At 60.2% G+C, this 14221-nt stretch carries 12 protein-coding genes and 1 pseudogene; 6 read left to right on the forward strand and 7 right to left on the reverse strand.

All coding sequences use genetic code 11. The features are described 5' to 3' along the window. The first annotated feature begins 4 nt into the window (after positions 1-4). Complete coding sequence (locus UIA24_RS03375; RefSeq protein WP_099773292.1) at positions 5-637, forward strand: LysE family transporter; 633 nt, start codon at positions 5-7, stop codon at positions 635-637. A 65-nt stretch (positions 638-702) separates the two neighbouring features. On the opposite strand, the gene UIA24_RS03380 is transcribed toward UIA24_RS03375, so the two are convergent. The 4 genes from UIA24_RS03380 to UIA24_RS03395 are packed head-to-tail and all read right to left on the reverse strand — an operon-like array spanning position 703 to position 3840. After that, the gene (locus UIA24_RS03380) at positions 703-1443 is read right to left on the reverse strand and encodes a penicillin-binding protein activator LpoB (protein ID WP_065758030.1); all 741 of its coding nucleotides are present in this window, start codon (positions 1441-1443) and stop codon (positions 703-705) included. 3 nt (positions 1444-1446) lie between these two features. Then, complete coding sequence (lpoB, locus tag UIA24_RS03385; RefSeq protein WP_065758029.1) at positions 1447-2034, reverse strand: penicillin-binding protein activator LpoB; 588 nt, start codon at positions 2032-2034, stop codon at positions 1447-1449. 24 nt (positions 2035-2058) lie between these two features. Next, complete coding sequence (locus tag UIA24_RS03390) at positions 2059-2433, reverse strand: YcfL family protein (protein ID WP_065758028.1); 375 nt, start codon at positions 2431-2433, stop codon at positions 2059-2061. Positions 2434-2448: 15 nt separating this feature from the next. Beyond that, on the reverse strand, positions 2449-3840 hold the full coding sequence (locus UIA24_RS03395; RefSeq protein WP_330522189.1) for a COG3014 family protein: 1392 nt from the start codon (positions 3838-3840) through the stop codon (positions 2449-2451). Positions 3841-4189: 349 nt separating this feature from the next. On the opposite strand from UIA24_RS03395, the gene UIA24_RS03400 reads away from it, so the two are divergent. After that, positions 4190-6088 (forward strand): cytochrome c/FTR1 family iron permease, encoded by a 1899-nt coding sequence (locus UIA24_RS03400; RefSeq protein WP_099776503.1) that lies wholly within the window; start codon positions 4190-4192, stop codon positions 6086-6088. A 59-nt stretch (positions 6089-6147) separates the two neighbouring features. Beyond that, positions 6148-6609, forward strand: a complete 462-nt coding sequence (locus tag UIA24_RS03405) for a YaiI/YqxD family protein (protein WP_065758026.1) — start codon at positions 6148-6150, stop codon at positions 6607-6609. Between the two features lie 6 nt (positions 6610-6615). Here UIA24_RS03405 and elbB read toward each other — a convergent pair whose 3' ends face one another. After that, the gene (elbB, locus tag UIA24_RS03410) at positions 6616-7281 is read right to left on the reverse strand and encodes an isoprenoid biosynthesis glyoxalase ElbB (protein WP_099773294.1); all 666 of its coding nucleotides are present in this window, start codon (positions 7279-7281) and stop codon (positions 6616-6618) included. Between the two features lie 191 nt (positions 7282-7472). On the opposite strand from elbB, the pseudogene UIA24_RS03415 reads away from it, so the two are divergent. Then, positions 7473-8021: pseudogene (locus UIA24_RS03415) on the forward strand (sterol desaturase family protein); the annotation flags it as partial. A gap of 501 nt (positions 8022-8522) precedes the next feature. Here the strand turns inward: UIA24_RS03415 and UIA24_RS03420 are convergent. Then, positions 8523-9203 (reverse strand): DedA family protein, encoded by a 681-nt coding sequence (locus UIA24_RS03420; protein WP_330522190.1) that lies wholly within the window; start codon positions 9201-9203, stop codon positions 8523-8525. A 208-nt stretch (positions 9204-9411) separates the two neighbouring features. Between UIA24_RS03420 and hemB the strand changes: the two genes are divergently transcribed. Beyond that, positions 9412-10422, forward strand: a complete 1011-nt coding sequence (gene hemB / locus UIA24_RS03425; protein WP_065758023.1) for a porphobilinogen synthase — start codon at positions 9412-9414, stop codon at positions 10420-10422. Positions 10423-10441: 19 nt separating this feature from the next. Beyond that, the gene (gene ppk1, locus UIA24_RS03430; RefSeq protein ID WP_065758022.1) at positions 10442-12682 is read left to right on the forward strand and encodes a polyphosphate kinase 1; all 2241 of its coding nucleotides are present in this window, start codon (positions 10442-10444) and stop codon (positions 12680-12682) included. On the opposite strand, the gene ppx is transcribed toward ppk1, so the two are convergent. Next, a complete protein-coding gene (gene ppx / locus UIA24_RS03435; RefSeq protein WP_065758070.1) occupies positions 12669-14171 on the reverse strand; it encodes an exopolyphosphatase in 1503 nt (500 codons plus the stop codon). The genes ppk1 and ppx overlap by 14 nt on opposite strands. Positions 14172-14221: the final 50 nt, after the last annotated feature.

Here is a 14221-nt window from a genome sequence, read left to right on the forward strand (position 1 = left end):
TGTCATGTCGCTGGAAACATGGTTGGCGTTCTTTGTTGCATGTTGGGTGATTAGCCTGTCTCCGGGCGCTGGCGCCATTGCCTCGATGTCCTGTGGCCTGCAGTATGGCTTCTGGCGGGGCTACTGGAATGCGCTGGGCCTGCAATTGGGGTTGATCATGCAGATTGCGATCATCGCCGCGGGCGTGGGGGCGGTGCTGGCGGCATCCGCCACGGCCTTCCAGTTCATCAAGTGGTTCGGGGTCTGCTACCTGGTCTACCTGGCCGTCAAACAATGGCGTGCATTGCCCGCCGACCTCAGTGACAACGCCGCCGTGCGGCCGATTGGCAAGCCACTGAGCCTGGTGTTCCGCGGTTTTCTGGTGAACATCAGCAACCCCAAGGCGCTGGTCTTCATGCTGGCGGTACTGCCACAGTTCATTAACCCGCACCTGGACCTGCTGCCGCAGTACCTGATCATCACGGCCACCATGGTCGCGGTCGACCTGCTGGTCATGGCGGGTTACACCGGCTTGGCGGCACGGGTGCTGCGCTTGCTCCGTACTCCGAAGCAGCAGCGGCGCATGAACCGTACCTTTGCCGGCTTGTTCGTGGGCGCTGCTGCGCTGCTGGCGACCCTGCGTCGGGCGACGGTCTGAGTTCCGGGCGCCAACTGCCCCGGTAGAAACAAGAAAGGCGACCCCAGGGTCGCCTTTCTTGTTGTTTAGCGCAGGATCTGCGCCGGTTCGTCCGGCGGCAGGTTGTTGCGCATCGGGCGCCGCTCGTGTTCCGGCATTGCCTGGCCAAGCTGCTCGCTCAGTTGCCGAGCCACATCCATGCCCAGCTCCTTGGAGACTTCACGGACCACACGTGGCCGGTTCAGGGTGACCCGCACATCGTCACCATTGACCAGCTTGGTGTCCTGGCCTTCGCCCATGGCGGTAAACGCCGAGGTAATTTCGAAGGTTTTGGTGTTGATCAGGCTGAAGTCGGCGACCAGGGTCAGGCCGAGCACTGCGGAGTAACTGTCAGTGCGATCCAGCGAGGTGATATCACGCTGGAAGTCGATGTCCGACAAGGTGCCGAACAGCACATAGTCAGCACCCTTGAAATTACCGTTCTTGATCCGTTTGATGACGTCGTAGACGTCTTCTTTGGCCTTGGCGGTATAGGGTGTGCCTTGTACCAGCTGAAACATTCCGGTCTTGAGAATCTCACCCTTGATGTCACCGCTGAACTTGCGCAGTTCGGTCTGCTCGACGTAGCTCTGGCTGCTCTCGTACTCGTTGTAGCTCGACGAGCTGTTGGCCGAGTACATGCTTGCGTTGGAGCTCTGTTGCGCGGAAACGGTGTGGATGTATTCCTCCACACGTTCCTGATAGGCGAGGTCGGTGACCGCGACTTTAGGGGCCGCGTGTGCGCTGAACGCACACGCCAGGCCGAGGCTTGCAATCCATGCACGCATTGCTTAGCGCTCCGTGGTCTTACGGATTTCTTTTTCGTCCATCCACTCGGCCAGACCGCTTTCGACGTCGATCAATTGCAGGCTGAACTTGTAGAAGACGTCCTTGTAGTCGCTGCTGCGTTTGACGATCGAGCTGATCGAGCCTTCCAGACGGTACTTGGCCGCGATCATGTTGCCGGTCTTGGCCACGGTGTTTTTCTTGTACAGACCGCTCTGGTTCTGCAGTTTCAGTTGGTCGACCTGGCTTTGCATCTGGGTGTTGTCGCTGGCGAAGCGCGCAGTGCCGGACTTCATCAACTGGGTCTTGATCGATGTGGTGATTTCGCGGGTATCAATGTACTCGCTGGTCTTGTTCTTCACATCGTAGACCTGCACGACAGGACGGCCTTGAAGGATGCCGGACTGGGCCAGCGACCGGGTCATGCTCTCGGCGATCATTTGCAGGTCAGTGGAGCCGAACTCGTTGGTGACCAGTTCGACGGCCTTGCTGTCACCGTAGCCAATGTTCTTGCCACCCAGAACAGGGGAGTTGTTGGCGCAACCGCTGGCCAGGGCTACGACAACGGCGAGGATCGAAAAACGTGCGAACATAAAATGGATCTCCTGAAAATCGAATTACTGCGACTGGACTTCGAGACGGAAGTCGGTGGCTTGTGGCACGGGCGCGATGGCCGGCAGAATGCTGGATTGCGACCCGTACAGGGTCAGGGTTTTCCAGCCTTCTTCGTCGGCTACAGGGAAGCCATCGTTACCCAGCCAGGCAAAGCGGTAGAACATCGCCTTGTTGCTGCTACTGGTGTTGTTCAGTGACACCTTGACGGTGAGAAAGCCGTTCTCGCGGGCAACCCGCATCTGGCCGACTTCAATGTTTTTCAACTTGCCCATGACCACGACTTTACTGGCGGCGCTGCCGGGTGCTGGTGGCGGCGGGGTCGCGCAGCCGGCCAGCAGGGCAACGGTGGTCAAGGCTGCGAGGAGTTTGATTCGCATGGCGCTTCCTTTGGGTTACTTGATGCTGGCGACAGCCTGGGCAGCGGTGTTCGGGATGACTTGGGTAGCCGGGCCGCCGGCGTAGACCTGGCTGCCGACCACGCGCAGGGTCACGACCTGATAGGGCCGCTCGATTTTGACTTTGACCTGTGTGCCGCCCAGGTTCGAAGGCAGGCTCAGGGTGTGCTCGCCCTGGCTCATGCGTACGCGGACCACTTGGGTATCGTCTGGCAGGGTGCGCCAGGTGCGGGTGTCGGCACCTTCGACGACAGCCGAGGCGATGCCGACGGCCAGACCGGCCAGCGGGTTGGTGTCGTTGAGCTGCTTCTGGGCGACGCCGCGGCTGATCGCACGCACGCTGGTGCGCAGGATGATACCGGGCATGTCATCGCGCAGTGCGCGGCGAGACATGGCGGTGGTGCTGTTCAGGGCCGTCAGCTCAAGGGTGTTGCGGTCCAGCCCGATTTGCGAAAACCGCGGCGTGGAAGTGTCTTCCTTGATGATCGGGAAGGAGAGCGGGGTGATCACCAGATTACCGCTGATGGGCAGTGGCAACGGCACGCGAATCGAGTCACGGGCTGGCGCCAGACCGCTTTGCACCACGATCAGCACGTCACTGTCGTTGTTTTTGGTCGCAGGCTTGTCCAGGTCGAGAAGCGCCTGCTCCAACAGTGGGGTGTTCGGGCGCAATTCGGCAGCCTTGCGGTAGCCTGGCGCGGCCAGACCACGTTCGCCCAAGGCTTCATAGACGTAACCGGACAGGTAGTGGCTGAAGGCACTCTGGTAGCTGTTTTTCAAACCGACCACTTCTGGCGCGTCGAGCGCGGCAACCGGATAACCCTGCAGGTCTTTGTACTCGGTCTTGATGCCTTCTTTCTCGGCGTCTTCTTCGCGCTTGAGGTATTCCTTGTCGCGCAGTTCGGCAATGACCGCTTCACGCTCGTGGGTCTTCTTGATTTCGGTACGGGCAGCATCGAAGTCATTCAGGGCCAGCAGGTTCAGCGCCATCTGGGTGCTGAGCATGACTTTTTCGTAGTCGTAGCCTTCATAACGGCGCACCTTGTCATTGACCAGGTAGCTGCCGAACTGGGCCAGGTACTTGCCGGTGTCCAGCTTTACCGACTCTTCCCATTTGAACACGACATTGTCGGCCTGGTGCCACGCCTGTTGGCTGGCCGCCAGATCGCCTTTGGAGCGCAGCAGTTCGCCTTTCTCGAAGTAGTAGAGCAGGTCCTTGTCTTCGCCTTTATTGTTTTTTTCCAACAAAGCGAGGGCCGCATCGACGTTGCCACTGCTCAAGTGTTGGTTGGTTTGTTGGAGTTCACTGTCGTAGTTGCGAAAAGCCGCGCAACCAGTGAGTTGGACGATCGCACAGAGTGATGCGACGGTAAGGACACGGGATGCCATCTGAAACCTTCTTCCCTGATCAATGAAGAGCCACAACAGGCGGGAGGCTGTTATCCCTTTGAACGGCTAGTTCCAAATCCTCATTAACAGAGGAGCCTAAATTTCCATTCGCTATATGAAATGGCGCGGCATTATAAGCGCAATTTGCTGGCTAACTAATGGCGTTTTGACTCGGGATCTTCCTGTTTTGCCATCAGAGAATACGACCCGACGGGCGGCGGATTACACGCAGGGCGTTTACCACCTGATTTTGTGACAATTTTTTTCAAGGCAGACCTTCGCAAGCCTTGAGTGTGAATCAATGGAAGTGAACAATGTAATGCCACGCATTCTTGTTCGAGATTCGCTCATGACTTCCCGCTTCCGTTTGCTTGCCTGGTTGCTTTGGCCAGTGTTGGCGTTGAGCAGCACCTCTCTGTTTGCCGGTACGGTTGAGGGCGCCGCCCAGGCATTGCACCTACTCGATTACATTGGCGCCGATTACCCGGCAACCGTTGAGGCAGGGAAGGTGGTAGACCCTTCTGAGTACCGTGAGCAGCTTGAATTCCTGGGGGTGTTGCAGGGTTTGATCAGTGCGCTGCCGCAGCGCCCTGAGCGCCAGGCACTGGAGCAGGGTGTGGCGCAATTGCGTGAGGCGGTCAGCCAGCGTGAGGAAGCAACCGTGGTGGCCACTCAGGCCCGGCAATTGGGGGCTCAGTTGGCGGCGGCGTATGAGGTAAGCCAGGCACCGGTCATCACGCCTGACCCTGTTCGTGGCGCCCCGTTGTATGCCCAGCATTGTGCTGTCTGTCACGGTGACAACGGTGTGGGTGACGGCCCGGCAGGTGTAGGCCTGACGCCGCCGCCCGCCAACCTGACCAGCAGCGAGCGGCTGGACCGGTTGAGCCTGTTTGACCTCTACAACACCCTCGGCCTGGGTATCGAAGGCACGGACATGCCGTCGTTTGCCGATCAGCTTGATGAGCGTCAGCGTTGGGATTTGGCTGCCTACATCGCAGGTTTCACCGCCGACCCGGCCAAGGCCAAGAGTGACAGGAAATTCAACCTCGCTGATCTGGCGCGGCATACCCCTCTGGAGGTCCAGGCCAACGAAGGGGCTGATGCCGTCGCCGTGTTCCGCGCCCAGCGAGCCCAGCCGCCGCAGGTGCAGCGTGGCGCCTCACAACTGTTGGGTTATACCGCCAGTACGCTGGACAAGAGCCTGGCAGCTTACCGGGCCGGTGATCGCGAACAGGCCTACGACCTTTCCGTTGCCGCCTACCTGGAAGGCTTCGAACTGGTCGAAAGCTCGCTCGATAACCTCGACACCAACGCGCGCAAGGACACCGAGCGGGCGTTGATGGCCTACCGGCAGTCGCTGCAGGACGGTTTGCCAGTGGCTCAGGCTGCCCAGAAGCTTGAGGTTGCCAAGAGCAAGCTGGCCAAAGCCGAAGAACTGCTCGGTGGCGGTGGCCTGAGTCAGTCGTTGAGCTTTGTTTCCGGTCTGTTGATTCTGCTGCGCGAGGGCCTGGAGGCCATTCTGGTGTTGGCCTCTGTCATTGCCTTTTTGCGCAACACCGGCCAGGCCGCAGCGGTGCGCGGGGTGAACATTGGTTGGGGGCTGGCGTTGCTGGCGGGGTTGGCAACCTGGGCATTGGCCGCCTATGTGATTGATGTCAGCGGCGCCCAGCGCGAACTGCTTGAAGGCTGCACGGCACTGTTTGCCAGTGTGATGGTGCTCTGGCTTGGCGTGTGGATGCATGATCGCCGTCATGCGGCTGCCTGGCAGGATTACATCAAGAGCAGCCTGGTCAGTGGCGGTGGGCGTTTTGGCTTTGCCTTGCTGGCATTCTTTTCGGTTTACCGCGAGCTGTTTGAGGTCGTGCTGTTTTACGAAACCCTCTGGCTGCAAGCGGGCCCGGCGGGCCACAACGCGGTGCTGGCCGGTGGGGCCACGGCACTGGTGCTGTTGGTTGGTTTGGCCTGGGTGATTCTGCGTGGCTCGGCGAAGCTGCCGTTGGCCCTGTTCTTCAGCATCAATGCCGGCCTGCTCTGCGCCCTTTCGGTAGTGTTTGCCGGGCATGGGGTCAAGGCGCTGCAAGAGGCCGGTGTCTTCGGTACTCGGCCTGTGGCGTTCTTTGAGTTCGACTGGCTGGGCATTCACGCTGACGCCTATTCGCTGGCGGCTCAGGCTGTGGCGCTGCTGGCGGTTGCGACACTGTATGGGCGCAGCCGCCTGGCTGAAAAGCGCCGGGTGCAGGTCGGTTGATTTGAAGCCGGGCAGGCGAGCAGGGATACTGTTCGCCTGTTCTTCCGGAAAATATAACCATGCGTGTCTGGATCGATGCCGATGCCTGCCCCAAGGCAGCCAAGGATCAGGTCGTCAAATTCGCCCTCAAGCGCCAACTCGAGGTGGTGCTGGTCGCTGGGCAAAGCCAGATCAAGCCCGCGTTTGCGTGTGTCAGGCTGATCGTGGTGCCGAGTGGTCCGGATGCTGCCGACGATTACCTCGTCGAACATGCGGTCCCCGGCGAGTTGGTGATTTGCAGCGATGTGCCGTTGGCCGATCGCCTGATCAAGAAGGGTGTCGCCGCGCTCGACCCACGTGGGCGTGAGTTTGACCCACACAACATGGGCGAGCGCCTGGCGGTGCGTAACCTGTTTACCGATCTGCGTGAGCAGGGCCAGGTGGGGGGTGGCCAGGCGCCTTACGGTGATCGCGAGAAGCAGGCATTCGCCAACTCGCTGGACCGCATCCTCACGCGCCTGGCACGCGAGTTCCCGGGGTAGGGCGACTCAGTCGTCCTGCGAGGCCAGCTCCAGCACCCGGTCCACCAGCTTGTTGATACCCGCGGCTGCTTCGCTGATCGATTGGGCCAGCATGTAGGCCGGGGTGCTTACCAGCTTGCGTGCAGTGTCTTCGACGATCTCATCGACCGGGCATTCCTGGTGGGTGCCGCCCATTTTTTCGATCGCTGCGCGGGTGCCGGCATCGTTGCCGATGGTGCAGATCACTCCCGGGCCATAGATCTTGGCTGCCAGGGCCGGCGAAATGCAGATCAGCCCCACCGGTTTACCGGCTTCGGCGAACGCTTCGGCCACGGCCAGCACGTCTGGGTGCACGCTGCAGCCCGCGCCTTCGGTGGCAAAATTCGACAGGTTCTTTGCTGCCCCGAAACCACCAGGCACGATCAGGGCATCGAAGTCCTTGGCATCGGCCTCTTGCAGGTCCTTGATACTGCCGCGGGCAATGCGAGCCGACTCCACCAGCACGTTACGCGACTCGGGCATCGTTTCGCCGGTCAGGTGGTTGATCACATGCATCTGGGCAATGTTGGGTGCAAAGCACTGCACCTGGGCGCCGCGCTGATCGAGGCGCAACAGGGTGATCACGCTTTCGTGGATTTCCGCACCGTCGTAGACGCCGCAGCCGGACAGAATTACTGCAACTTTTTTAGTCATGCTTACTCCTCCCGATTCGAGGCGCTAAATGTCCTCTAATTTGGCAGTTGTCGCCATAGGGATTCCAGCGAACCCGGCCTAATCTGGGTGAACAATCTGACGGTGGACGGGCCATGGACTTCATCCTCTATGCGGTGCCTTTTTTCTTTGTGCTGATTGCGCTGGAGCTGCTGGCCGACCATTGGCGGGGCATGCGCAATTACCGCGTGGCCGATGCTATCAATAGTCTCAGCACAGGTGTGCTGTCGACCACCAGTGGTTTGCTGACCAAGGGCGTTGGCTTGGTAACGTACGCCGTGGCCTGGGAGCATCTGGCGCTGTTTGCCCTGCCTGCCGAGCGCTTCTGGGTGTGGGGGCTGGCCTTTGTTGGCTATGACTTCTGTTACTACTGGCTGCACCGCTTCGGGCATGAGCGCAATGTGCTCTGGGCGGCACATTCGGTGCACCACCAGAGCGAGGACTACAACCTGTCCACTGCTTTGCGCCAGACCAGTACCGGCTTCATTTTCTCCTGGATCTTCTATTTGCCGTTGGCTGTCCTGGGCGTGCCACCGCTGGTATTTGTCAGCGTCGCGGCGCTGAACCTGCTGTACCAGTTCTGGGTGCATACCCGGCATATTCCCAAGCTCGGCTGGTTTGAGTGGGTGTTTGTTACACCGTCCAATCACCGTGTACACCATGCTCAGAACCCTGTGTACCTGGACCGTAACTATGGTGGTGTGTTCATTTTCTGGGATCGCCTGTTCGGCACGTTCTGTGAGGAAGACGACAAGGAACCGGTTGTTTTCGGTGTGACCACGCCCCTGGCCAGTTGGAACCCGCTTTGGGCCAACCTGCAGGTTTATGCGCAGTTGTGGGCAGACGCCCGGCGCGCTGAGCGCTGGTGGGACGCGGTGCGAATCTGGTTCATGCCGACTGGCTGGCGCCCGGTCGATGTGGCTCGGCGTTATCCGCATGCCAAGCAGGACCTGAGTCGTTTCCAGAAGTTCGAGGTCCCGTTGGGCTGGCCAATGCAACTGTACGGGGTGGTGCAGTTTGCCGTTTACGTCGCCTTTGGCAGCTACCTGCTGGCGCAGGGTGAGCAGTTGTCGCTGGCGGCGCTTGGCCTGGGCTGGTGCCTGACGGCGTTGGGTTTGTATGCACTGGGCGCCGTGCTGGAGAATCGGCCCTGGGCCTTTCGGCTGGAATGCGCGCGGTTGCTACTGAATCTGCCGGCCATGGCGCTGGCCGGGCAGGTGGGGTTATGGGCTGTTACGACGCCGGGGTGGCTCATGCTGCTCGCTTACAGCGGCGTCAGTGTCCTCGCCCTGATCGGCCTCCACACCAGCCGCCATATTGGCTTGCACCGCGTCAGCCGCTTCTTTCCTGGCAATACGAGCGGCCCTGAAGCGCCGACGCAGCCACAACACGCCACCAAGCAGCAGCAAACCGCCGAGCACCCATAGTTCGTAACGCTTCACGTTACCCAACAGGCCTTCGAGGATGGCCCCGAAGTGGTACGCAGCTGCGCCCAGTGCCGCAGCCCAGATGGCGGCACCGAGGCCATTTAGTAGCAGGTAGCGGCGTGGCGGGTAGCCGGACAGGCCAATGGCCACTGGCATGACGGTACGCAAACCGTAGACAAAGCGGAAACTGAGTACCCAGATGTCCGGGTGACGGCGAATATGTTCCAGTGCGCGGTCGCCCATCAGTTGCCAGCGCGGCTTGCGCGCCAGCAGCTTGCGCCCATGCCGGCGGCCCATGAAGTACCAGAGCTGGTCGCCGGCGTAGCTGCCGAAGAAAGCAACTAACACCACCAGATTGATGTCCATATATCCGCGGAACGCAAGGAATCCGGCAAGCACCAAAATGGTCTCACCTTCAAAAAAGGTACCGAGAAAAAGGGCAAAGTAGCCGAAATCCTGTAGGAATTGTTGGAGCATTTTCTGGGAGCTGGGCGAAATGAACGCGCAGCCTACCCCTTCGAGCGCGTTCGGGAAAGTGTCCAAATGTGTCTCGACGTGAACATTTCCTACAAGGACAATGTCTGCGTCCTCAAGTCGCAGGGTTGCCCATAGCTGTCATACACGCGTCATAATGGCTGCTTATAACTGTCGCGCTCGCCCGCCTGCGCGGGCTCAGGAGTCTGCCGTGAGCTTTACCCCCGCTAACCGTTTGTTTCCTGCCACCCGCCTGCGTCGCAACCGTCGCGATGATTTTTCCCGTCGTCTGGTTCGCGAAAATGTTCTGACTGTCGATGATTTGATCCTGCCGGTATTCGTGCTGGACGGCGAGAATCGCCGTGAAGAAGTCGCGTCGATGCCCGGTGTCGAGCGTCTGAGCATCGACCTGCTGCTCGAGGCAGCCGACGAATGGGTCAAGCTGGGCATTCCGGCGCTGGCGCTGTTCCCGGTCACGCCGGCCGAGAAGAAGTCGCTGGACGCTGCCGAGGCCTGGAACCCCGAGGGTATTGCCCAGCGTGCAACCCGTGCATTGCGCGCACGTTTCCCTGAGCTGGGTGTGATCACCGACGTCGCGCTGGACCCGTTCACGACCCATGGTCAGGACGGCATCCTCGACGAAGAAGGTTATGTGCAGAACGACATCACCGTCGATGCCCTGGTGCGTCAGGCACTGTCCCATGCCGAAGCGGGTGCACAGGTGGTTGCGCCCTCTGACATGATGGACGGTCGTATCCAGGCGATTCGCGAGGCGCTGGAGCTGGCCGGTCACGTCAATGTGCGGATCATGGCTTATTCGGCCAAGTACGCCAGCGCCTATTACGGCCCGTTCCGCGATGCGGTCGGGTCGGCACTTAACTTGGGCAAGGCCAACAAGGCCTCCTATCAGATGGATCCTGCCAACAGCAACGAAGCCTTGCATGAGGTGGCCGCCGACCTGGCCGAAGGTGCTGATATGGTAATGGTCAAGCCCGGCATGCCATATCTGGATATCCTTTATCGGGTCAAGGAAGAGTTCAAGGTTCCGACCTTCGTCTACCAGGTCAGTGGCGAGTACGCCATGCACATGGCAGCCATTCAGAATGGCTGGCTCAGCGAAGGGGTTATCCTTGAGTCGCTCACCGCTTTCAAACGAGCAGGTGCTGATGGCATCCTGACTTATTTCGCTGTTCGCGCTGCTCAATTGATGAGAGGGCAGTAACGCCCTTCAGGAACGCTAGATGAATAACGAAGTGCTTAATGACGCTGCTATGAAGGATGCCCAGCCAGTGCCTGAGCCGATGGTAGAAACACCGCCAGAGCCGGCAGCGGTTCTGGCACCTGTGGTGGAAGCGCCCGTGGTCGAGGCCCCTGTGGTGGCCGCTGCCCCGGCAATCGCCATTCCGGGCCTGGACGACAGTAGCCTGTATATCCATCGGGAACTGTCGCAACTGCAGTTCAACATTCGAGTGCTGGAACAGGCGCTGGACGAGTCCTATCCACTCTTGGAGCGGCTCAAGTTCCTGCTGATCTTCTCCAGTAACCTGGATGAGTTCTTCGAAATTCGTGTAGCGGGCCTGAAAAAGCAAATTACCTTTGCCCGTGAACAGGCGGGTGCCGATGGCCTGCAGCCGCATCAGGCGCTGGCGCTCATCAGCGAGCTGGTTCACGGTGAAGTCGACCGCCAGTATGCGATCCTCAATGACGTGTTGCTGCCGGAGCTGGAGAAGCACCAGATCCGCTTCATCCGCCGTCGCTACTGGAACACCAAGCTCAAGACCTGGGTACGGCGCTACTTCCGCGACGAGATCGCTCCGATCATTACACCGATCGGTCTCGACCCGACGCACCCGTTCCCGTTGCTGGTGAACAAGAGCCTGAACTTCATTGTCGAGCTTGAAGGGATTGACGCCTTTGGTCGCGATTCCGGCCTGGCGATCATCCCGGCACCGCGTTTGCTGCCGCGAGTCATCAAGGTGCCGGAAGACGTCGGCGGCCCGGGCGACAACTATGTGTTCCTCTCGTCGATGATTCATGCCCACGCCGATGACCTGTTTCAGGGCATGAAGGTGAAGGGCTGCTATCAGTTCCGACTAACCCGAAACGCCGACCTGGCGCTCGATTCCGAGGACGTCGAAGACTTGGCGCGGGCCCTGCGTGGCGAGCTGTTCTCGCGTCGTTACGGCGATGCGGTACGTCTGGAAGTGGTCGATACCTGTCCCAAGCACCTGTCGGATTACCTGCTCAAGCAGTTCAGCCTGAGCGAGAGCGAGCTGTACCGGGTCAATGGGCCGGTCAACTTGACCCGACTGTTCAGCATTACCGGCCTGGATAGCCATCCTGAGTTGCAATACAAGCCGTTCACTCCGGCCATCCCCAAGCTGTTGCAGAACAGCGAGAATATTTTCAGCGTGGTCAGCAAGCAGGACATTCTCCTGATGCACCCCTTCGAGTCGTTCACTCCGGTGGTCGATCTGTTGCGCCAGGCCGCCAAGGACCCTCATGTCCTGGCCGTGCGCCAGACGCTTTACCGCAGTGGGGCCAACTCGGAAATTGTTGACGCGCTGGTCGACGCGGCGCGTAACGGCAAGGAGGTCACAGCGGTGATCGAATTGCGCGCGCGTTTCGATGAAGAGTCAAACCTGCAGATGGCCAGCCGCCTGCAGGCCGCAGGTGCTGTGGTGATCTACGGTGTGGTCGGTTTCAAGACCCACGCCAAGATGATGCTGATCCTGCGCCGCGAAGCCGGTGAGATCGTCCGCTACGCGCACTTGGGTACGGGTAACTACCATGCTGCCAACGCCCGCCTGTACACCGACTACAGCCTGCTGACCTCTGACGATGCCCTCTGCGAAGACGTCGGCAAGCTGTTCAGCCAGTTGATCGGCATGGGCAAGACCCTGCGCATGAAGAAGCTGCTGCACGCGCCGTTTACCCTGAAAAAGGGCATGCTCGACATGATCGCGCGTGAAACCCAGTTTGCCCTCGACGGCAAGCCGGCGCACATCATCGCCAAGTTCAACTCGCTGACCGATCCGAAGATCATCCGTGCGTTGTACAAGGCAAGCCAGTCCGGGGTGCGTATCGATCTCGTGGTGCGCGGCATGTGCTGCCTTCGCCCAGGTATCGCCGGTGTGTCGCATAACATCCATGTGCGCTCGATCATCGGTCGCTTCCTTGAGCACACGCGGGTGTTCTACTTCCTTAATGGTGGCGAGGAGCAGATGTTCCTTTCCAGTGCCGACTGGATGGAGCGCAACCTCGACAAGCGTGTGGAGACCTGTTTCCCGGTCGAGGGCAAGAAGCTGATCCTGCGGGTGAAAAAGGAGCTGGAAGGCTACCTGACCGACAACACCCACGCCTGGATTCTGCAGTCGGACGGCCGCTACGTACGCAGCATGCCAACCGGCAACCAGAACCCGCGCAGTGCCCAGGCGACTCTGCTTGAGCGCCTGAGCAACCCGGTCCTCAGCGTACGCTGAGGACGAAGCCGACCCGGGCCAGCCACTCCGCCTCAAGGGCGAAGTCGGCCTGGGTCAGCTGGTTCTGCTCCAGCCAGCCCTTCGGGAACTCCACGTCGAGGCTATCGCCTGCGGCATGCAGGGTGACTTGCGGCATCTGTTGAGTACCACGGATGTGGTGGAACAGGATGGCAAAGCGCAGCAGCACGCACAGACGAATCAGCTTGACGCCGTCGTCGCCGAACTCGGCAAACTTGTCCTTGGGAATATTGCGCCGGTGACCGCGTACCAGTAGCGCCAGCATTTGCTGGTCTTCGCGGGAAAACCCGGCCAGGTCCGAGTGCTCGATCAGGTAGGCGCCGTGCTTGTGGTAGTGATAGTGGGCGATATCCAGGCCCACCTCATGTACCTTGGCTGCCCAGCTCAGCAGTTCACGCCAGATGCCGTCTTCCAGATCCCAGGCCGCCGCTACCTGATCGAAGGCATGCAGGGCCTTGCGCTCGACGCGCGCGGCCTGGCCTTGATCGACGTGGTAGCGCTCCATCAGCGAGCCGAGCGTGCGTTCACGCACGTCTTCGTGATGATGGCGGCCCAGCAGGTCGTACAGCACGCCTTCGCGCAGGGCACCTTCGCAGTGATCCATGCGCTGCAGTTCCAGGGCGTCGAAGATGGCTTCGAGGATGGCAAGGCCGGCCGGGAAGATGGTCCGGCGATCTGGCTTGATCCCTTCAAAGTCGATTTTCTCGACATCACCGAGCTTGAACAGCTTGCGCTTGAGCCACGCCAACCCTTCGGCATTAACCTCGCCCGAGCCCTGGCCGCCTGATTTCAGGGCCAGGCCAATGGCGCGGATGGTGCCGGACGAGCCAATGGCTTCATCCCAGGTCAGGCGGTGCAAGGCGTTCTCGATGCTCATCAGCTCCAGCCGTGCTGCCGTGTAGGCCTGGGCATAACGAGCGGGCGTGATCTTGCCGTCGCGGAAGTAGCGCTGCGTGAAGCTGACACAGCCCATTTGCAGGCTTTCGCGCAGCAGCGGCTCGAAGCGCTGGCCAATGATGAATTCGGTACTGCCGCCGCCGATATCGGCAACCAGGCGCTTACCCGGCGTATCGGCCAGGGTGTGGGAGACGCCCAGGTAAATCAGGCGGGCTTCTTCGCGACCGGAAATGACTTCGACCGGGTGGCCGAGAATGGCCTCGGCACGGCGGATGAACTCACCGCGGTTGCGGGCCTCGCGCAGGGCGTTGGTACCGACGATACGTACGGCGCCGTCAGGCATACCGTTGATAAGCTGGGCAAAGCGCTTGAGGCAATCGAGCCCGCGCTGCATGGATTCTTCGCTGAGCTGGCGCTCTTCATTGATGCCGGCGGCCAGCTGAACCTTTTCACCGAGCCGCTCAAGAATGCGGATCTCGCTGTGGATGGCCTTGGCGACGACCATATGAAAACTGTTGGAGCCCAGGTCGATAGCAGCGATCAAGGACAGGTTCTTGGCTGTGGTTTGCGGCATGATCATGGGTTCTCGGTCTTTAACCCGCCAATCCTGACATGATCCATCGC

This window comes from Pseudomonas sp. AL 58 (assembly GCF_036348395.1).
Lineage (GTDB): Bacteria > Pseudomonadota > Gammaproteobacteria > Pseudomonadales > Pseudomonadaceae > Aquipseudomonas > Aquipseudomonas defluvii.

What these genes read in the sequence shown, in the direction of transcription:
- ppx (WP_065758070.1), bottom strand. Translation starts at nt 14,171, where the DNA reads ATGCCGCAAACCACAGCCAAGAACCTGTCCTTGATCGCTGCTATCGAC.
- UIA24_RS03395 (WP_330522189.1), bottom strand. Translation starts at nt 3,840, where the DNA reads ATGGCATCCCGTGTCCTTACCGTCGCATCACTCTGTGCGATCGTCCAA.
- UIA24_RS03400 (WP_099776503.1), top strand. Translation starts at nt 4,190, where the DNA reads ATGACTTCCCGCTTCCGTTTGCTTGCCTGGTTGCTTTGGCCAGTGTTG.
- elbB (WP_099773294.1), bottom strand. Translation starts at nt 7,281, where the DNA reads ATGACTAAAAAAGTTGCAGTAATTCTGTCCGGCTGCGGCGTCTACGAC.
- UIA24_RS03380 (WP_065758030.1), bottom strand. Translation starts at nt 1,443, where the DNA reads ATGCGTGCATGGATTGCAAGCCTCGGCCTGGCGTGTGCGTTCAGCGCA.
- UIA24_RS03420 (WP_330522190.1), bottom strand. Translation starts at nt 9,203, where the DNA reads ATGCTCCAACAATTCCTACAGGATTTCGGCTACTTTGCCCTTTTTCTC.
- ppk1 (WP_065758022.1), top strand. Translation starts at nt 10,442, where the DNA reads ATGAATAACGAAGTGCTTAATGACGCTGCTATGAAGGATGCCCAGCCA.
- lpoB (WP_065758029.1), bottom strand. Translation starts at nt 2,034, where the DNA reads ATGTTCGCACGTTTTTCGATCCTCGCCGTTGTCGTAGCCCTGGCCAGC.
- UIA24_RS03390 (WP_065758028.1), bottom strand. Translation starts at nt 2,433, where the DNA reads ATGCGAATCAAACTCCTCGCAGCCTTGACCACCGTTGCCCTGCTGGCC.
- UIA24_RS03405 (WP_065758026.1), top strand. Translation starts at nt 6,148, where the DNA reads ATGCGTGTCTGGATCGATGCCGATGCCTGCCCCAAGGCAGCCAAGGAT.
- UIA24_RS03375 (WP_099773292.1), top strand. Translation starts at nt 5, where the DNA reads ATGTCGCTGGAAACATGGTTGGCGTTCTTTGTTGCATGTTGGGTGATT.